18 protein-coding genes are annotated in these 20,656 nt (G+C 30.3%); 17 read left to right on the forward strand and 1 reads right to left on the reverse strand.

The window, feature by feature from the left end; all coding sequences use genetic code 11:
• Positions 1 to 10: 10 nt before the first annotated feature.
• From spoVAE to holA, 4 genes are all read left to right on the forward strand, one after another.
• The gene (spoVAE, locus tag DR024_RS08505) at positions 11 to 367 is read left to right on the forward strand and encodes a stage V sporulation protein AE (RefSeq protein ID WP_027099559.1); all 357 of its coding nucleotides are present in this window, start codon (positions 11 to 13) and stop codon (positions 365 to 367) included.
• A gap of 108 nt (positions 368 to 475) precedes the next feature.
• The gene (locus DR024_RS08510) at positions 476 to 2,965 is read left to right on the forward strand and encodes an HAD-IC family P-type ATPase (protein ID WP_055183620.1); all 2,490 of its coding nucleotides are present in this window, start codon (positions 476 to 478) and stop codon (positions 2,963 to 2,965) included.
• A gap of 75 nt (positions 2,966 to 3,040) precedes the next feature.
• Positions 3,041 to 4,681 carry a ComEC/Rec2 family competence protein gene (locus tag DR024_RS08515; protein WP_172458932.1) on the forward strand — a complete coding sequence of 547 codons (1,641 nt, stop codon included), beginning with the start codon at positions 3,041 to 3,043 and terminating at the stop codon, positions 4,679 to 4,681.
• Positions 4,682 to 4,707: 26 nt separating this feature from the next.
• Positions 4,708 to 5,742, forward strand: coding sequence for a DNA polymerase III subunit delta (gene holA / locus DR024_RS08520; RefSeq protein ID WP_111918514.1), 1,035 nt, complete (start codon positions 4,708 to 4,710; stop codon positions 5,740 to 5,742).
• Between the two features lie 77 nt (positions 5,743 to 5,819).
• Here holA and rpsT read toward each other — a convergent pair whose 3' ends face one another.
• The gene (gene rpsT / locus DR024_RS08525; protein ID WP_027099563.1) at positions 5,820 to 6,083 is read right to left on the reverse strand and encodes a 30S ribosomal protein S20; all 264 of its coding nucleotides are present in this window, start codon (positions 6,081 to 6,083) and stop codon (positions 5,820 to 5,822) included.
• Between the two features lie 173 nt (positions 6,084 to 6,256).
• Between rpsT and gpr the strand changes: the two genes are divergently transcribed.
• From gpr to prmA, 13 genes are all read left to right on the forward strand, one after another.
• A complete protein-coding gene (gene gpr / locus DR024_RS08530) occupies positions 6,257 to 7,231 on the forward strand; it encodes a GPR endopeptidase (RefSeq protein WP_027099564.1) in 975 nt (324 codons plus the stop codon).
• A gap of 79 nt (positions 7,232 to 7,310) precedes the next feature.
• Positions 7,311 to 8,360 carry a stage II sporulation protein P gene (locus tag DR024_RS08535; protein ID WP_034867013.1) on the forward strand — a complete coding sequence of 350 codons (1,050 nt, stop codon included), beginning with the start codon at positions 7,311 to 7,313 and terminating at the stop codon, positions 8,358 to 8,360.
• Between the two features lie 64 nt (positions 8,361 to 8,424).
• Complete coding sequence (locus DR024_RS08540; RefSeq protein WP_027099566.1) at positions 8,425 to 8,751, forward strand: hypothetical protein; 327 nt, start codon at positions 8,425 to 8,427, stop codon at positions 8,749 to 8,751.
• A gap of 127 nt (positions 8,752 to 8,878) precedes the next feature.
• Positions 8,879 to 10,684 carry a translation elongation factor 4 gene (lepA, locus tag DR024_RS08545; protein ID WP_055183616.1) on the forward strand — a complete coding sequence of 602 codons (1,806 nt, stop codon included), beginning with the start codon at positions 8,879 to 8,881 and terminating at the stop codon, positions 10,682 to 10,684.
• A 213-nt stretch (positions 10,685 to 10,897) separates the two neighbouring features.
• Positions 10,898 to 11,167, forward strand: a complete 270-nt coding sequence (locus DR024_RS08550) for a hypothetical protein (protein WP_027099568.1) — start codon at positions 10,898 to 10,900, stop codon at positions 11,165 to 11,167.
• Positions 11,168 to 11,251: 84 nt separating this feature from the next.
• On the forward strand, positions 11,252 to 11,689 hold the full coding sequence (locus DR024_RS08555; protein WP_027099569.1) for a hypothetical protein: 438 nt from the start codon (positions 11,252 to 11,254) through the stop codon (positions 11,687 to 11,689).
• Positions 11,690 to 11,744: 55 nt separating this feature from the next.
• Complete coding sequence (gene hemW / locus DR024_RS08560) at positions 11,745 to 12,869, forward strand: radical SAM family heme chaperone HemW (protein ID WP_111918516.1); 1,125 nt, start codon at positions 11,745 to 11,747, stop codon at positions 12,867 to 12,869.
• Positions 12,870 to 13,042: 173 nt separating this feature from the next.
• Positions 13,043 to 14,074 carry a heat-inducible transcriptional repressor HrcA gene (hrcA, locus tag DR024_RS08565; protein WP_027099571.1) on the forward strand — a complete coding sequence of 344 codons (1,032 nt, stop codon included), beginning with the start codon at positions 13,043 to 13,045 and terminating at the stop codon, positions 14,072 to 14,074.
• 29 nt (positions 14,075 to 14,103) lie between these two features.
• Positions 14,104 to 14,718 carry a nucleotide exchange factor GrpE gene (grpE, locus tag DR024_RS08570; protein ID WP_111918518.1) on the forward strand — a complete coding sequence of 205 codons (615 nt, stop codon included), beginning with the start codon at positions 14,104 to 14,106 and terminating at the stop codon, positions 14,716 to 14,718.
• Positions 14,719 to 14,782: 64 nt separating this feature from the next.
• Entirely contained in the window at positions 14,783 to 16,642 is a 1,860-nt protein-coding gene (dnaK, locus tag DR024_RS08575; RefSeq protein WP_027099573.1) for a molecular chaperone DnaK, read from the forward strand.
• Between the two features lie 98 nt (positions 16,643 to 16,740).
• Positions 16,741 to 17,868: a molecular chaperone DnaJ gene (gene dnaJ, locus DR024_RS08580; RefSeq protein WP_027099574.1), complete on the forward strand. Its 1,128-nt coding sequence runs from the start codon at positions 16,741 to 16,743 to the stop codon at positions 17,866 to 17,868.
• Between the two features lie 162 nt (positions 17,869 to 18,030).
• A complete protein-coding gene (locus DR024_RS08585) occupies positions 18,031 to 19,575 on the forward strand; it encodes a nitrite/sulfite reductase (RefSeq protein ID WP_111918520.1) in 1,545 nt (514 codons plus the stop codon).
• Between the two features lie 123 nt (positions 19,576 to 19,698).
• On the forward strand, positions 19,699 to 20,640 hold the full coding sequence (gene prmA / locus DR024_RS08590; RefSeq protein ID WP_111918522.1) for a 50S ribosomal protein L11 methyltransferase: 942 nt from the start codon (positions 19,699 to 19,701) through the stop codon (positions 20,638 to 20,640).
• Positions 20,641 to 20,656: the final 16 nt, after the last annotated feature.

The raw sequence follows: 20,656 nt of genomic DNA on the forward strand, positions 1-20,656 counted from the left end.
ATGGTTTTCTTTGGAATTTATTAAGGCGTTTATTGTTGGAGGATTAATATGTGTTGTAGCTCAGATATTAATGGATACTACAAAGCTTACTCCAGCTAGAATTTTAGTTATATTTGTAACTTTAGGTACTATACTTGGTGCCTTTGGGATATATGATAAAATAGTTGATTTTGGGGGAGCAGGGGCAACTATTCCATTACCTGGCTTTGGAAATACCTTAGCAAAGTCTGCTATAAAAGCAGTGGATGAATCAGGATTATTAGGTGCATTTACTGGAGGAATAACAGGTGCTGCAGGAGGAATAACAGCTGCAATCTTCTTTGGATATATAATGGCACTTATATTTAATCCTAAAACTAAAAAATAAAATGACAAAAGATGAGGAAAAAAAGACTATCCTCGTCTTTTATTTATGTGTATAGTTATATTATAGATTATTAAAGAAGTTAATTTTCTAGGGATTGGGGGAGAAGACTTGAATTTCTATTATAACAATACATGGAAGTTTATTATTGAAAAATTAAGTAGTGATGTACATAAAGGCTTGTCAGAGGAGTTGGTTCCTAAAAGAAGAGAAGCATATGGAGATAATAAAATAAAGTTACCACTTGGAAGCGGTGGAATTTTTTCATACATAAAAGAACTAATAAGTATATATTTATTTATTTGTTTATTTATAGATATATTTCTTTTAGTGAATAAAAGTTATGTGCTAGCATTATTTGTTACTATTATATTGTTCTCAAATATTTTCTTAAGGTGGTTAAATATTTACCAGAAGAAAAAGCAAGTGGAATTTTTACAAAATATAAATTACACAACTGTTTCTGTACTTAGAGATGGAGTTGAAAAAATTGTTAAAGCAGAAGATTTGGTTGTTGGAGATATAGTTTATGTAAGAAAAGGATCACTTATAGCAGCTGATATGAGAGTCATTAGGGCTCATGATATTAAAGTTGATGAGAAGAATGTAACTGGAGAGCACTTTCTAAAGGACAAGTATGAGAGTAAGATAGGTGGCGAAGTATCATCTATTAGTGAGATGAAAAATATCTTGTTTAAGGGAACAGTTATAAAAGAAGGTGAAGGTGCAGGTATAGTAATATCTACAGGTAATAACACTCAGCTTGGTAAACTTTTAACTGTAATGAATTATGCTAATAATAATAAGAACACTCTTAGATCTATGTTAGATAAGAATATAAATAAATTATATCTATTTATCTCCTTTGTAAGTCTTATAATCTATCTATTAAATAAAGAAATTTTATCTGTTTCATTATTTTTGTTAGGAATTATACCTGTAGAATTAATATTAAATACATATATTTATATATTGAAAAAAGATTTTAATAAGGATGGAATTGATCTTATTAATACATCTACTTTAGAGTTAGTAAAAGATTTAGAAATACTATTTTTAGATAAGGTAGGCTCAATAACTTTAAATAAGATGGTTGTGAAGGGCATAGTATCCAATAATAAGTTATATGATATAGATAAAATAGATTATAAAAAAGATATTAATATTAATAGACTTATTGATATTCTTTTATTATGTAATAATTCTACTTATAACATTGAAACAGATACAGGTAGTGGTGATTTAAGTGAAATTGCATACATACGTTTTGCTTCTAATAATAGGATATATAAATCTTTATTAGATAGTAAGCATAAAAGAATATTTGAAGTACCTATGGATTCTGATAAAAGAATGCTAACAACTTTAAATAAATCTAAAAAGGGGTATAGAGCAAATATAAAGGGAGATGTAGACAAGGTACTTGAGAGATGTACTCATATAATGATAGATGGTTTAGAAAAAGAAATTACAAATGAAGATATTAAGATGATAAAAGCCTTAGATTTTAATTATTCTGTAGAAGGTTTTAAAACACAGGGAGTTGCTTATAGGAGTTTTAATTATCAACCATCCCTTTCAGAAAATGTTGAAAGTAATTTAGTGTTTGTTGGAATAGTTGCATTAGAAAATCCTATTATTGATGATGTGGACAAACAAATTCTTAATATAAAACAAAGAGGAATAATACCTATACTGTTTACAGATGACAATAAAATAGCAGCAACTGCTATAGGGCAAAAAACCAGATTGATATCAGACCCATCGTTAGTTATTTCGGGAGTAGAATTAGACTCCTTATCCAAAGAAGAGCTAATTGGAGTTCTGTCTAAAGCTAAAATATTTTCAAGGGTAAATCCTGAAATAAAAAGTAAAATAGTAGGGTTATTTAATCAGGATGGTTATAAGGTAGGGGTTGCAGGTGAAACCTTAGGAGATTTATCTTCTTTAGGTATAGCTAAAGTAGGGATAAGCAAAGGTAAAGCACCAGAGATAGTAAAGAAAGTTTCTGACTTATTTATAAAAGATAATTACTTGAATAAATTTTTAAATCTTTTTGATGTATCACAAAGTTTTATGAAGAACTTATATTCATGTGAAAAAATAACATTAATGTTTTTATTGTCTCAGCTAATATCATTAAATCTTATATCATTAATTGATTATAAAGTTGGGGGGGATTTCATTCCTGTACTTATTACTAACTTAGTTATTTTTTCAATTTTAACAGTTGGAGTTTTAAAATATGGACTTAAGAGTGAGGGGATAGGTCTTAGTATAGTTAAAATATTAGCATGTAGTGTGCTAACATTTTTGGCATCTTATATTATAAAAGGGCAATGTGAGATTGTATTTTTAATAGTCTTTACAGGTAGCTTATTAATAAATATTATTATAAATTTAAAAACAAGATTATTTGATATTAATATAGGTAGTATTTTACTTTATTCAACTATTTTTATATGGATTTTATCAATTGGTATATTTGGAATATTTAATGATGTCTCATTTACTTTATATGAATTGACAAGCTTAGTAATTATATTAGTTATATACTTAATAATTGAATTAATTGTAAAAAAGGTGGCAAGTATAAATTAATGAGGTGAAAAGTCTATGTTTATTGAGAATATAGAAAAAGTGAAAAGCCCCATTATTTATATAACTCTATCTTTTATGGTGAGTTCTGTTTTTTATGGAATTTTTGATGAATATAGATGGTTAGCATTTTTTTCTGCTAGCCTCTTTTTTATATTCATTGTTTTAAATACTAATAAAGAATTTTTTGTAGTAATATTTGTTTTATTCCTAATTGGTATAGTTATTAATTCTAATTTTTACAGGGTAAATTTAGAAGAGAAGTTTATAGGAACCATAAGGGTTGTAGAGGAAAAAAGATACTATAACATTGTGAAATACAGGGGGAAGAGAGTTAAAGTAAACAGTAAAGAAAATTTAGAATTAGGAGATAGAGCTAAGATTTCTGGAGTTTTTAAGAAGGACATAAATAAAGAAGATGGTACAGTTGGAGCCTTAGAAATAGAAAATCAAAAAGTATTGAACAAAGATATTTTAGGAAATATCTATTCTATAAGAAAAACAGTTTACAACAAACTTAAAGAAAATCTAGGGCAAAGAAAAGCTGCTTTAGTATCATCATTATCCTTTGGATATTCTGAGTTTTTAGATACTGAAGATAAGGAAGATATGAGGAACTTAGGGATAATTCACGCAATAAGTGTATCTGGTCTTCATGTTAGTATTATATTTTTATCTCTAAAAAAGCTTTTTGGTAATAAGTTTGCTATAGTTTTAAGTTGTCTTTATGTTATTTTAACTGGTGTTCCCTTTTCCTCTTTAAGAGCATTAATAATGATAGTATGCTCATCTTCAGCAATATCTTTAAGGAAAAGCTATAATCCTTTAGGTGGATTATCCTTAAGTGCATTAATTATAATTCTATTAAAACCCTATGCAATATTTCAGTTAGGATTTATTTTATCCTTTGGAGCAACTTTAGGGATAATATTATTTTCTAATAAAATAAGTAGATATTTATATAAGTTACCTAAATATATTGCTAATACTATAGCTTTGTCAATTGGGGCACAAGCATTTACTTTACCTGTAATGATTATAGCTTTTAGAGAATTTTCCATGTGGTTTTTAATAGGAAATATTCTAGTTATACCTATATTAAACTTCATAATAATATTGGGGAATTTAGGCATGGTTATTTCTTTTATTCCATCTATATTTGATTTCTTTAGTTTTCTACTATTAAAGAGCATAGATTTATTAGATTATCTTATAGAAGAGTTATATGCTTTCAGCAATACAAGTTTTATTTCCCATAAAAGTTTGGCGATTGTTTACATGTCAATGTTAATAAGCTTTTATTTTATATGTAAAGGACATAAAAAGTTTATTGCATTTCCTATTATTTCTTTTTTCTGCGTTTCAATTTTCATATATAGTCCATTTTTAAAGTTTGATTATTTAAGAGAGGGTGGTTTATTGTTGTCCTATAGAGGAGAGAGGACAATAGTAACTAATAAAAGAAACATAGATATAGGGAAGCTTAAAAAAGAAAACTTGGCTCAAAGTAGTATTTTAGAAGGAAAGAATATAAGAATATCTGATAGTATAAAGTTAAAAAGTAATAACAAGAATTTTATTCTTAAACTTAATGAGGATGAGTATTTGCTTAGGATTAATAATAGGTCAAAGATAGAAGAAAATTGTGATATAATAGATTTCGTAGAAGGAAATGTACGAGGGATTATTATTTTTGATAATAAAATATTTACATATTAATATATAAGTCGGAAAGGCGGATTACTTTGATTACTTATGATATATTTGAAAAGGAAGTTAAACAGAACTCCATTAAAAATTCTTATGTATTTTGTGGCTTAGATGAAGAATTAATAAAAGATGGAGTGAATTTATTAACTAAACCTTTTTTGGAAGATGGATTTGGAGATCTTAATTATATAAAGTTAGATGGTTTAACTACCACAATGGATGATATTTTAAATGCCTGTGAAACAATGCCTTTCATGAGTGAAAAGAAAGTTGTATTAGTGTATAGAGCTAATTTTTTAAAGGATAAGACAGATAGTAGTAGTACAAAGATGTATAATACCATTAAAGATTATTTAAAGGATGTTCCTCCTCATACTTTATTAGTAATGTACTATGTTTTTGGAGATAAGAGAGAAACTGCTAAAAAAAATAAAAAGTTAATGGCTTTAGATAAAATAACTACAATAGTTCAATTTGATAAGTTAAAAAGGGATAGATACTATAAAAAAATAGAAGATATATTTATAGAGTCTGGAGCAAAGATTGGTAAGATTGAAGTAAGATACTTTGCAGAAAAGGTGCAAAATAACTTCGATATAATAAAAAGAGAAGTAGATAAGTTGGTTAATTATGCAAATGGAAGAGATATAAAAAAAGAAGATATAGATAAGTTACTTCCTTCAAAAAGTGAAGAGGATATATTTGATCTTGTAGATTTAATATCCCAAAGGAAAATAGAAAGAGCCATAGATATTATGGATGACCTTTTATTTAAGGCAGATCAACATATGCTTATTATAACCTCTATTGAATTACAGTTTAAAAAACTATATGGAATAAAGGTTGGATTATCTCAAGGAAAAAGAGTTGAAGATTTTATGTCTGAACTAAGGGTTCCTGCATTTGTATGTGAGAAGCTTATTAATTTGAGTTCTAAGTTTTCAATAAGACAGTTAGAAGGACTACTTAAATTGTGTATAGAAACTGAAAATAGATTAAAAAGTAGTGGAATAGATAAGACTATGGAACTTGAACTACTATTATTAAATACATTAATGGTAAAAAAATAAAAGTATTGTATGGATTTATACAATACTTTTTTCTTATAAAAAGTAAATAACCGACCTATATAGGTCGGTTTATACAATTACGCCATAGCGTTTAACTTTGCAGCTAATCTTGACTTCTTTCTAGCAGCCATGTTCTTATGGATAACTCCCTTTTGAGCAGCCATATCGATAGCCTTAGTAACACCTACAAATGAAGTTTTAGCTTCTTCAGCGTTGTTAGCTTGAACAGCAGCTTCGAACTTCTTTATAGTAGTCTTTAACGCTGACTTAACCATTCTGTTTTGTAAAGTCTTAGTTTGAGTAACTTTAATTCTCTTCTTTGCTGATTTAATATTTGCCATTCTTAATTCACCCCCTCTAAATTTTATAGGGCCTCTGCAGTTTTTGGGGAAATCTGCGTACGAGTCATATTCAACACACCATATTATAGCATTGAAAGTTTCTATATTCAAGTATTAAATTTATGTAAAACGGAAAAATACAAATGAGACTATTATTGTGATGAGGTGGAGTAATGATAAATGTAAGAACAGACTTAGCTATTGAATCTAGAGATTTTTATAAAGAACAGAATAAATCGGATATTGATGGTGTTATTGTAACAGAAGAAGAGGTAGAAGGAACTATAGTGACTACGGTGGAAATTACCAATGAAGATGGAGCAGACAAGATGGGAAAACCTATAGGAACTTATATAACTTTAGATATTCCAGAGTATACAGCTTATGATGGAGAGCTTATGGATGGTGTTTCAAAGGTGCTTGGAGTAACTTTGAAAAATCTAGCAGGAATAAAGGAGAATGAAACAGCATTAGTTGTAGGTCTTGGAAATTGGCAGGTAACACCTGATGCTTTAGGGCCAAAGGTTGTAGAAGGAATTATGGTAACAAGGCATTTAAAGGCAGTTATGCCGGAGGCTATTGATGATAGTGTTATTCCAGTAGCAGCTATAGCACCTGGTGTTTTAGGAGTAACAGGCATTGAAACTGGAGAAATAATTAAGTCTTTGGTAGAAAAGATAAAGCCAGATTTAGTGGTTTGTATTGATGCACTAGCTTCTAGAAAGGTAGAAAGAGTAAATAAGACCATACAAATAAGTGATGCAGGAATATCTCCAGGTGCTGGAGTTGGAAATAATAGAATGAAAATAAATGAAGAAACACTAGGAGTTAAGGTGATAGCAATAGGTGTTCCTACAGTGGTGCATGCATCAACTATAGCTAATGATACTATAGATTTAGTATTAGATAACTTTATAAATCAAGCAGAAGAGGGAAAAGAGTTCTTTAATATGCTTAAAAATATTGACAGAAATGAAAAAGGTGCATTGATAAGAGAAGTATTAGAACCTTTTGTGGGAGATTTAGTTGTTACACCAAAAGAGATTGATTTAATGATAGAGTCATTATCAAAAATTATATCTAATGGAATTAATATAGCACTGCAACCTAATATGACAATGGAAGATATAAATAAATTTTTAAATTAGAATAAAACAATAATAATTATGTAAAACCCTCATATAAATATTAAAGTAATAATATTTAAGGCTAGGGGGTTATAAAGATATGTATAAAAAAGGAATAAAGAAACCAGGGATAGGGCCTAAAATAAATATTGGTATAGTAGTTTTGTTAGCTTGTATTACCTTATTTGCATTTAGAGTATATAAGGTTCTAATATCTAGTAATGAAAGAGGGGGCTATGCATATGTTCAAATGCTAAATTTTGGATTGCCGCTGTTTGAGGAACAGGCTTATGATGAATCGGATTATCATGAAAGTAGTATGACCTTAAAAAATGTATGCTTAGAAGCTTTAGGGCTAAACAATTTAAGTCATTTTGGAATAATAAACAATGAGATAAGCTTTTTTAAGCAAGGTTTTAGTGAACAAGATGCAAGTATTGCATCTATAACAGTAAATCCATTTTTCTTAAATGATGAATCAGTTTCAAAAGTAGAGCCTACTGAGTCAAAGGTAAGTGGGGTTTATGATAAAAGTTTAAAAACAAATATAGATCATTCAAAACCTAGGGTTTTAATATACCATACCCATACTACAGAAGGTTATTCAGATGGACCTAGTGATACAGTGGATAATAGTAAGAATGTAGTGGGGATTGGAGAAGAATTAACTAGGATTTTAGAAAATGATTATGGTATTTCAGTAATACATGATAAGACTAATCATTATTTGTCTTTTACAACCTGTTATGAGGTATCGGGAAATACAGTTAAATCATATTTGAAAAAGTATGGAGATTTTGATTTAATTATAGACTTGCATAGGGATGGTGGCCCTCAGAAAAAGACAGTAACAGCAAATATTAATAATGAAGATGTTGCTAAGATAATGTTTGTATTAGGGCAAAATAGTGGTAGATATGCGGCTAATAAAGCGTTAGTAGACGAGTTTGAAGGAAAGGCTAATGAGTTGTTTCCTGGACTAATAAGACAAAGGACAGATTATAAAAGAGCAAAATGTGGTCCAAATCTTGGTTTGTCAGATGGATCTTTGTTAATAGAATGTGGAGGTAATGTTAATACTACGCAAGAAGCAATGAATACAGCGAAATATATTGCAAGATTAATAGCTGAACATTTAAATAGGAAATAGATGTATAAAAATATTCTTAATGAGCATCCTTAAAGATATAAAATTATCTTTGGGGGTGTTCTTTTTGCGTAAAAAGAAAGTGTTTAAAACAATATTTTTAATAGTATTATTTTGTGTTACTTTAATAGGTTTAATAAAGGTTAATATATTAAACACAAAAGCTTTATCTCCTTTAGGGAACACAAACGATAACTATAAATTAGTTAGTGAAGAATTTGGTGAGGATTTTTCTAATTTTATTCAAGATAAATCACCTGTAAAAATATATGTTGAAGAAGATGAAGAAACAATGGTTAGATTAGGAGAAAAGGATTTTATTATAAAATCGGAATCAAATTTAATAAACTTTGCTAAGGGAGTTTTTTCTAAAGTAGAAGATTTGTTTAATTAATAAACAAATAATGGATAAACCCCATAAATTCTATTTTTATTGACACACAGTAAGTGGTGTATGTTATAATTTAGCTGATTCTTATAATGGGGGTGAAGTGACTGTCTATATAAGACAGTTTTAATATATGAATAATGATAGAAAACAATATATAAGAAACTTTTCAATAGTAGCCCATATAGACCACGGTAAGTCTACTTTAGCAGACAGACTTTTAGAAGCTACAGGAACTCTTACACAAAGGGAAATGGAAGCTCAAGTTCTTGATAATATGGAACTTGAAAGAGAAAGAGGAATTACAATTAAATCACAAGCAGCTAGACTTGTTTATAGAAGAGATGATGGTAATGAGTATATCCTAAATCTTATAGATACTCCAGGTCACGTAGACTTCACATATGAAGTATCTAGAAGCTTAGCAGCCTGTGAAGGTGCTTTATTAGTGGTAGATGCAACGCAAGGGATACAAGCACAAACCTTAGCTAACTGTTATTTAGCATTAGATAATGATTTAGAAATAGCACCAGTAATTAATAAGATAGATTTACCTTCATCAAGAGCTGATGAAGTTAAACAAGAAATTGAAGATGTAATAGGAATTGAAGCAGAAAATGCTCCAATGATATCAGCTAAAACTGGATTAAACATAGATCAGGTTTTAGAAGAAATTGTTGAAAGATTACCAGCCCCAGAAGGAGATGAAGATGCTCCTTTAAAGGCGCTTATATTTGATTCTTACTATGATAGCTATAAAGGTGTAGTTTGTTATGTAAGAATTCTTGATGGAGTTGTTAAACCTGGAACTAAGATTAAGTTAATGGCTACAGATAAGGTGTATGATGTAGTTGAGGTAGGTGTATTCACTCCAAGACTATTCCCAATTGGAGAATTAAGAGCTGGTGATGTTGGATATGTTACGGCTTCTATTAAAAATGTTAGAGACGCTAGAGTTGGTGATACTATAACTTATGCAGATAGACCAACAGCTGAAGCATTACCAGGATATAAACCGGCTGTGCCAATGGTTTACTCAGGAATATACCCTGTTGATGGAGCTAAGTATGATGAATTAAAGGAAGCATTAGAAAAGCTTCAAATAAATGATGCTGCATTAAACTTTGAACCAGAAACTTCTATAGCACTTGGATTTGGTTTTAGATGTGGTTTCCTTGGATTACTACACATGGAAATAATTCAAGAAAGAATAGAAAGAGAATTTAATTTAGATATTATCACAACAGCACCATCAGTTATTTATAAGGTAATAAAGACCGATGGAGAAGTTTTAGATATTACAAACCCTACAAATCTTCCTGAACCAACTGAAATTGATTATATGGAAGAACCAGTAGTAAAGGCTTCTATTATTACACCAACAGATTATGTAGGTGCAGTTATGGAGCTTTGCCAAGAAAGAAGAGGAACATATATTGATATGCAATATATGGAGGAAACAAGAGCGGTAATAACTTATGACATGCCTCTAAATGAAATAGTGTATGATTTCTTTGATACATTAAAATCAAGAACAAGAGGTTATGCTTCTCTTGATTATGAATTTAAGGGATATGTTCAAACAGAACTTGTTAAGCTTGATATATTATTAAATGGAGATGTTGTTGATGCTTTATCAATGATAGTTCCAAAGGAAAGAGCTTACCATAAGGGAAGAGGAATTGCAGAAAAGCTTAAAGAAATAATTCCAAGACAAATGTTTGAGGTTCCGATACAAGCAGCTGTAGGTTCTAAGATTATTGCTAGAGAAACTGTAAAGGCAATGAGAAAAGACGTATTAGCTAAGTGTTATGGTGGAGATATCTCAAGAAAGAAGAAGCTTCTTGAAAAGCAAAAAGAAGGTAAGAAGAGAATGAGACAGGTTGGATCTGTTGAAGTTCCACAAGAAGCATTCATGGCTGTATTAAAAGTTGATTAATAACGAAAGCTCAAGCAATTTAAGCTTGAGCTTTTTTATCTACCTAAAATATATTTTTTAAAAGAATATATATTCTTTTAAAGTAAAAATAATAAAAATAATATAATGAGATGTTAGAAAAAAATAATTTCATTATGGCTGGATTGCTTTTGTAATTAAAATATTATCTTCTCAATATAATTTAAAGAAATAAAATTTATTGGAGGGATGATAATGTTAGATGCTTTAATGAGAGACACTAAGATAAAACCAAAGAAGTTAAGGAGAAAAGGTTATACTACAGGAACTGTAAGAAGAAAAAATGGAGATGTGATACCTGTAATTTTAACTGGTAGAGTGGTTGATAGCTATTTAGCAATTCATGGTGATCATTCATGGATGGATATTAAGTTAGGGGATGAAGAGATAAATACAGAAATAGTAAATGTTTATAGAGATGTTTTAATGCACAATACTATTGATATAGATCTAAAGGAAAAATAATATTATAATTATTTTTGCAAATAAAGTAATTATCCTATAAAATAGATTTAAGATAATAATGAGAAGTTAATTAGGAGGATTATTATGTTTTTAACTGAATTAAATACAGAAGAGGCTAGTGCTTTTTTAAGTTTAGTAACTCAATTTGCTAAAGTGGATGAAACATTTGCTAAGGAAGAAAAAAGATTAATATATGATTATTTAGATGAATTAAGTTTAAAGGAAGAAGATATTAAAAATTTATCTTATGAAGAGATTATTAATGTATTAAAAAAATCTAAAAATAGAATTAAGTCTATAGTTTATTTTGAATTAGTTGGGCTAGCTTTAGTTGATGGGGAATATGGAGATAAAGAAATAGATTTTCTTGATAAGATAGCTGTTAGTTTAGATATTAGAAGAGATAAAAAAATAGCCTTTGCAAATTATTTCTTTAACTTTAAAGAAATTTATGATTTTTCGGTTGTAGAAGCTGAAAGTAAAATAGAATTGTTAAAAGAAGAAGCAGAAGCGTTACTATAATAAACTTAAGGGGTGCTATTAAAGTGCCTCTTTTTGTTTTGGGAGGAATTAATTTATGAAGGAAGTAGCATTATATATTCATATACCTTTTTGCAAGCAAAAGTGCTTTTATTGTGATTTTCCATCATATGCAAGAAAAGATGACTTGATGAGTGATTATATAGAGGCTTTATTAATTGAATTAAAAGAGAAAATAAAAGACTATGAAGTAAGAAGTTTATTTATTGGAGGAGGAACACCTTCGTATTTAAATGAAGAAAATTTAAGTAAGCTAATGAAGGGAATAAAAAATATAAATTTTATTGAAGATGCAGAAAAAACAATAGAATGTAATCCAGGTACTGTATCAGAAGAAAAGTTTAATATTATGAAGGGCGGAGGAATTAACAGATTAAGTTTTGGGTTACAAACTACAAAAAATAATTTGTTAAAGGGAATTGGAAGAATACATACTTTTGAAGCTTTTGAAGATAATTATAATTTAGCAAGAAGTGTAGGTTTTAATAATATAAATATAGATATGATGTTTGGATTGCCAAACCAAAGTGTCAAGGATTGGACTGATAGTTTAGAAGAAGTGGCAAAGTTAAATCCAGAACATATATCAGCCTACAGTTTAATTATTGAAGAAGGAACACCTTTTTATAAATTATATAATGAAGATAAGTTAAAGCTTCCATCAGAGGAAGAAGAGAGAGAGATGTATAAGAAATGCAAAAATATCCTTATAGAAAATGGGTATCACCAATATGAAATTTCTAATTATGCAAAGGAAGGTAAAGAATGTTTACATAATGAAGTGTATTGGATGTGTAATGAATATATTGGAGTTGGAGCATCTTCTAGTTCGTATATAGATGGAAAGAGAATAAAGAATATAGATGATTTACGAGAGTATATAAAAAGAATAGGTAGTGGTAAAAGTATAGTAGATGAAGAGATTATAAATACTAAAAATGATAACATAGAAGAATTTATGTTTATGGGATTAAGAATGAATTGTGGTATTGAAGAGGAAGAGTTTAAAAGAAGATTTCATACTGATGTAGATAATGTCTATAAAGATGTTATTGAAGGTAATATAAACAAGGGATTATTAGAAAGAAAAAGAGGAAGAATATATTTAACTGATAAAGGTATAGAGCTTTCTAATATGGTCATGAGTGATATGATATTGTAATATTTAGAAAACTAAAGAAAAATAGAAATAAAGTAAAATAATCATGGTTTTTTGAAGAAAATAGAAAAAGGTGAGAAGTATTTGAAATTGACAAAGGAATAAAGAAATAATATATTTTAAATATAGTCATTAGCACTCAAACTTGGTGAGTGCTAACAATACGAGGTGAGGTTATGGCTATTGATGATAGAAAAATTAGAATTTTAGAAGCCATTATAAATGATTATATTAATACTGGTGAGCCAGTGGGATCTAGAACAATAGCAAAAAGGTATGATTTAGGTGTTGGTTCAGCAACAATAAGAAATGAAATGTCAGATTTAGAGGATATGGGATATTTAGAGCAACCTCATACATCAGCAGGGAGAGTGCCATCTAGTAAAGGTTATAGATTATATGTTGATAACTTAATGCAAAGGTCAAAGCTTTCCATTGATGAAGAATTAAGGATTAAAAAATATCTTATTGATTGTGCAATGCTAGAAGTAGACAAAATTGTAAAACAAGCAAGCACTTTACTTTCTGAATTGACTAATCTTACCTGTGTAGTACAAACACCATCCGTTAGACAAAGCTATATTAAGTCAGTTCAATTATTGATGGTAGATGAATTTAATTTGGTTTCTGTTATTGTAACTGATAGCGGAGTAATTAAAAATCATAGAATAAAGGTAGCTAAAGTTCCTTCAGTTGAAGAGTTACAAACCATAAATAAAGTTATAAATTCAAGATTGCAAAATCTTACAATAGACGAAATTAACTTAGAGGTAATAAATAACTTAAAAAGAGATTTCGTTGGATATGATGATTTGTTTAATGCAATAGTAACAGCATTATATGATAGCTTAAAAGAAGAAAATTCATCTGAAATATTCATGGAAGGAACAACAAATATATTTAACTATCAAGAATACAATGATATAGAAAGCGCTAAGGAGATATTAAATCTTCTTTATAATAAAGATTATGTAATTGAGCTTATTGAACCTAAAGGAGATATTACAATAAAAATCGGTGATGAAAATTATATACCAGGAGCCAAAAATTGTAGTGTAATATCAGCAGAATACTCTTTAGGAGATAGACCAATTGGTACAATAGGGCTTATAGGTCCACAAAGGATTAACTATTCAAGGGTGATTTCAATAATGGCTCAAGTGATGAAAGAACTTAATGATATGTTAAAAGGCCAAGGCTTAGATTAAAAATAACGAGAAGAGGTGTAGAGTTTATAATGGAAGAAACAAATAAGAATGTTCAAGAAGATTTAAAAGAAACTACTGAGGAAATAAATGAAGAAGTATTTCAGGAAGATGTTGCTGAAGAAATATTAGAAAATGAAGAAGTAGCTCAAGAAGAAAGCACTAATGGAGAAAGTGAAGAGGATGAATTGGCTATGCTTAGAAAAAATAAGGATGAAGTTAAAAGACTTAATAATGAAGTAGAAGCTTTAAAAGATAGACTTCTTAGAGTTACTGCTGAATATGAAAACTATAGAAAAAGAACTGCTAAAGAAAAAGAAGGAATTTATACAGATTCTTGTGCAGATGTAATAAAAGAAATACTACCAGTTGTTGATAACTTAGAAAGAGCATTGGCAGCTGATGGAAGTGTAGAAAATCTAAAAAAAGGTATTGAAATGACAATAAAGGGTCTTCAAAGTTCATTTGATAAGTTAGGTGTAGAAGAAATAGATGCTTCAGGAGAATTTGATCCTAATTTGCACCAAGCAGTAATGCATATTGAAGATGAATCTTTAGAAACTAATGTAGTTGCTGAAGTATTTATGAAAGGATACAAAAGAGGCGACAAGGTAATTAGACATACTGTAGTCAAAGTAGCTAACTAATTAAAAATTTTAATATATAAGAAATAAAAACTAGATTTTATCTATGTTTGAGGAGGAATAAATTATGGGAAAAATTATAGGTATTGACTTAGGTACTACAAACTCATGTGTAGCAGTAATGGAAGGTGGAGAACCAGTCGTTATAGCTAACTCAGAAGGAGCTAGAACTACTCCATCAGTAGTTTCGTTCCAAGCAAATGGAGAAAGATTAGTTGGGCAAGTAGCTAAAAGACAAGCGATTACAAACCCAGATAAAACAATAATATCAATTAAGAGAGAAATGGGAACTAATCATAAAACTAATATAGACGGTAAAGATTATTCACCACAAGAAATTTCAGCTATGATTCTTCAAAAAATCAAAGCTGATGCAGAAGCTTACTTAGGTGAAACTGTTTCTCAAGCAGTTATTACAGTACCTGCTTACTTCAATGATGCTGAAAGACAAGCGACAAAGGATGCTGGTAAGATAGCAGGTCTTGAAGTATTAAGAATCATAAACGAACCAACTGCTGCATCATTAGCATATGGTTTAGATAAGACTGATAAGAGTGAAAAGATATTAGTTTATGACCTAGGTGGAGGTACTTTCGATGTATCTATCCTAGAACTTGGAGATGGAGTTTTCGAAGTATTATCAACAAATGGGGATACTAAGCTAGGTGGAGATGACTTTGATAACAAGGTTATGGACTACATTGCTGAAACATTCAAAGCTGAAAATGGTATAGATTTAAGAAATGATAAGATGGCTCTTCAAAGATTAAAAGAAGCAGCTGAAAAAGCTAAGATAGAATTATCATCTTCAACTCAAACAAACATTAACTTACCATTCATAACTGCTGATGCAACTGGTCCAAAGCATATAGATATGAACTTAACTAGAGCTAAATTCAATGAATTAACTCATGATCTAGTTCAAAGATCAATTGAGCCAATGAAGAAAGCATTATCTGATGCAGGTCTTTCAATGAATCAAGTTGATAAGGTGATTTTAGTTGGTGGTTCTACAAGAATTCCAGCTGTTCAAGAAGCAGTTAAGAGCTTTACAGGAAAAGATCCTTCAAAGGGAGTTAACCCAGATGAATGTGTTGCTATAGGTGCAGCTATTCAAGCAGGTGTTTTAACTGGTGAAGTTAAAGACGTATTATTATTAGACGTTACTCCATTAACTTTAGGTATTGAAACTTTAGGTGGAGTTGCTACTGCATTAATAGAAAGAAATACAACTATCCCTGCAAGAAAGAGCCAAGTGTTCTCAACAGCAGCAGATGGTCAAACTTCAGTTGAAATTCATATCGTTCAAGGTGAAAGACAAATGGCAGCTGATAATAAGACTTTAGGTAGATTTACTCTATCAGGAATTGCTCCAGCTCCAAGAGGAATCCCTCAAATCGAAGTTACTTTTGATATAGATGCAAATGGTATTGTTAAGGTATCAGCTGTAGATAAGGGAACTGGTAAGGAAGCTAATATCACAATCACTGCTTCAACTAACTTAAGTGATGATGAAGTAGATAGAGCTGTTAAGGAAGCTGAAAAGTTCGCTGAAGAAGATAAGAAGAGAAAAGAAAAGATAGAAGTTCATAACAATGCTGATCAAGTTGTTTACCAAACTGAAAAGACATTAAATGAACTTGGAGATAAGGTATCAGCTGAAGATAAGGCTAAGATTGAAGCTAAATTAGAAGAAGTTAAGAAGATTAAAGATGGTGAAGATTTAGAAGCTATCAAGAAGGCAATGGATGAATTAACTCAAGAATTCTATGCTGTATCTTCTAAGATTTATGCAGATGCTAATGCAAATGGAGCAGCAGGTGCAGGTTTTGATCCAAACAACATGGGAGGAAACCCAGGTGCAGGATCAGCTCCACATGATGACAATGTTGTAGATGCAGATTTTAAAGTAGATGAAGATAAATAGTTGTCACAATTAATATGAATCTTATATAATAAGAGAGGGAAGGCAAAAGTCGTCTTCCCTTTTCTAAAGTTAATAAAAATTAGGTGGGTGAAAAATAGATGGCAAGCAGAGACTACTACGAAGTCCTAGGGCTTCAAAAGGGCGCTAGTGATGATGAAATAAAAAGAGCCTTTAGAAAGCTAGCTATAAAATACCATCCTGACAAAAATCAAGGGGATACGGAAGCTGAACAAAAGTTTAAAGAAATAAATGAAGCTTATCAAGTGCTTTCTGATCCTGAAAAGAAAGCTCAATATGATCAATTTGGAACAATTGACCCAGGAGCAGGATTCGGTGCAGGTGGATTTGGTGGCTTTGATTTCTCTGATATGGGAGGCTTTGGAGATATATTTGATACATTCTTTGGTGGTGGTGGATCAGGTAGAAGAAGAAATGGTCCAGTAAGAGGAAATGATATTGAATATACTTTAAGTTTAACATTTGAAGAAGCTGTATTTGGTACAGAAAAAGAGATATCTATAACAAGAAGTGAAAACTGTGAGGAGTGCCATGGATCAGGTGCTGAGCCTGGAACAAGTGCTAATACATGTCCAACTTGTGGAGGTTCAGGTCAAGTAAGAGTACAAAGGCAGACTCCATTAGGAAGCTTTGTAAGTACTACTACATGTGATAAGTGCGGAGGAAAAGGTAAGGTTATAGATACTCCGTGTCATACATGTCATGGAAAAGGTCACGTTAGAAAGAATAGAAAGATTACTGTTAAGATACCAGCAGGTGTAGATACAGGTAATGTAATGCCACTTAGAGGTCAAGGTGAACATGGTGAAAATGGCGGTTCACCAGGAGATTTATATATTAAGATAAGAGTTGCACCTTCTAAGCAATTTACTAGAAAGGGTAATGATATATATGTAGATACTCACATATCTATGGCTAAAGCTGCACTTGGAACAGAAATAAAAGTTCCAACTGTTGATGGAGATGTTAAGTACACAGTTCCTTCAGGAACACAATCAGGAACTCTATTTAGACTTAAAGGAAAAGGTGTTCCTAGAGTTAATTCATCAGGTAGAGGAGATCAATACGTTAAGGTTGTAGTTGATATTCCTAAGAATTTAAGTGATAAAGCCAAAGAAGCTTTAGTTGCATTTATGGAAGCAACTGGTGAAGCTGTTGAAGGCGAGCATAAGTCTCACAAAAAAGGATTTAATTTATTTAATAAATAAAGAAAAGACTGTGAAAGAATAGTATTTTTTCACAGTCTTTTTTTTTCTTATAACAATTTTCCTATATATAGTATAAATAATTCCTATTGGACTTGGAAAAACTATGAATATAGAATAGATTATATAGAAACATAAGAAAAACTTTTAATATGAGGTGGAGATGTGAACAGTTTAAAGGAAATACTATTAGGTGAAATTGAAGATTTTAGAAAGGTTGGTCATAAGTTTTTAGATGGAGAATTAAACTTGATGCAATTTAAACATGAATCAGGTGGTATGGGGATGTATGCACACCGTGGTGGAAAAGAGTTTATGATAAGATTTAGAATACCTTCTGGGGTAACTGATTCAGATGAATTAAATTTAATTTATGACTATGCTAAAAAGCATAGTCTTGGTGGCATTCACTTTACAACACGACAAGCAATACAGTTACATGGGTTAACATTAGATGGTGCTTGTGATTTAATGAAGGAAGGATTAGAAGTGAATTTATTTACTAGAGGAGCTGGAGGTAACTTTCCAAGAAATGTAGCTCTTTCACCCTTAGCAGGTGTTGATAAGGAAGAAGAGTTTGATCCAACTCCATATGCATTAGCTGTTGGTAATCACTTTCTAAAGAAGATTTATACATATAAGTTGCCTAGAAAGTTAAAAGTATCTTTTTCTAATTCTTTTAAGGATACAGCTCATTGTACAGTGCAAGATTTAGGTTTTGTTGCTGTAAAGAAAGATGGAAAAGAATATTTCAAAGTTTATATAGGTGGAGGACTTGGAAATAATCCAAGAAAAGCTATAGAACTAGATGAATTGATAGAAGCTAAGGACATTCTTTATTATATTGAAGGAATGACTAATCTTTTTATAGCAGAAGGAGACTATAAAAATAGAGCTAAAGCTAGAATTAGATATATAGCTGATAGAATGGGAGATGAAGAGTTTGTTAATCAATTTAAGCTTTATACAAAAGCTGAAAAAGAAAAAGGTGGATTAGAATTAAAGCTTCATCCTACTGAGATAAAAAAAGAAGGAATAAAAACAGAAGTTAAAGATAAGAGATTAATAGAGCAAAAACAAGAGGGACTTTATACTGTATATTTGCATCCAGTAGGAGGACAATTGAAATTAGAGGATCTTAGAGAGATTTTAGATACTATAGATAACTTTGAGGATATAGAAGTAAGACTTGCAATGACTGAAGGAGTATACTTTAGAAACTTAAATGGTAAAGAAGCAGAAACCTTATTGAATATTACTAAGAAGATGGGGGGAGAAGCTGAAATATATCATAGCGTGGCGTGTATAGGTGTTCCAACATGTCAAATAGGAATAGGTAATAGTCAAGGGTTATTGTTTGATATAATAGACTACTTTAAAGGGAAAGATTATTCTTCAGATTTAATGCCAAGAGTACATATTTCAGGATGTACAAATTCATGTGGAGTACATGAAATAGGAAAGATAGGCTTTACAGGTAAGAAGAAGAGAGTAGATGATGCTGTAAAAGATGTTTTTGGATTGTTTATAAATGGAGATTTTACAGTGGAAAATGTAAGGTTAGGTGAATTTAAGGGAGATATGTTACCAGAGAGAATACCAGAATTTTTATATGAGTTAGCTATGAAGCTTGAAGAGGGTAATATTAAGTTTGAAGATTACATAAAAGAAGATGAATTTATGAACTTAGTAAATAAATATTCAGTATAAAATATAAGGGTTGTATCCAAGCTGATACAACCCTTTGTTAATATAAGGCATTCCTTGACATAACTTAAATGTAAAGTGTAAAATATTATATTAGTCAAAGAATAAGCGAAAGGATTGATTTTTTTGGAAGGAACTTGGATAGAGGTTAGAGTAATTACCAAAAGTGAGGCTTTAGAACCGATTTCTGGTATATTCTACGGACTAGATTGTAAGGGTGTTGCTATAGAGGATCCAGAAGATATATTAGGTAGAGAACAAGGACCGTTAACATGGGACTTTGCAGATATAAATGTACTAGAACACAAGGGTAAATTTGCAGTTGTTAAAGGGTATTTTTCAGAAGAAGATAATATAGATGAAATAATAGCTTATATCAATAAAAAGGTTGAAGAAATTAAATCATTAGGAATTGATGTGGGTGAAGGTAAAGTAGAGTTTGAAAAAATGTATGAAGAAGATTGGGCAAACAACTGGAAGAAGTACTATAAGCCTTCAAAGGTAGGAGAGAAAATAGTTGTCAAACCAATATGGGAAGAATATGAGGCAGAAGATGAAGAATTAGTAGTTGAATTGGATCCAGGAATGGCATTTGGAACAGGTGAACATGAAACTACAAGAATGTGTATTCAAGCTTTAGAAAAGTATGTTCAAAAAGACAGTACTGTATTTGATGTTGGTTGTGGTTCTGGAATACTTGCCATTGCAGCAGCTAAGCTTGGTGCAAAACTTGCAGTTGGAGTTGACTTAGATCCAGTAGCGGTAGAATCAGCGAAAGAAAATGTAGGATTCAATAACATAGACAATATTGAAATTCTACATGGAAACTTAATTGAAGTTATTGATGGTAAGGCTGATATAGTTGTAGCTAACATTATAGCAGAAATTATCTGTATATTAACTGAAGATGTAAGTAGAGTAATTAAGCCAAATGGATACTTTATAACATCAGGAATTATACATGATAGAGTAGAAATGGTTACTAATAAGTTAGAAGAATGCGGTTTTGAAGTTGTTAAGGTTAATAAGGATGGGGAATGGAACTGCATAATAGCAAAACTTAAGTAGTTAAGGAGAGAAGTAT

Source organism: Clostridium paraputrificum (assembly GCF_900447045.1).
Classification (GTDB): Bacteria; Bacillota; Clostridia; order Clostridiales; family Clostridiaceae; genus Clostridium; species Clostridium paraputrificum.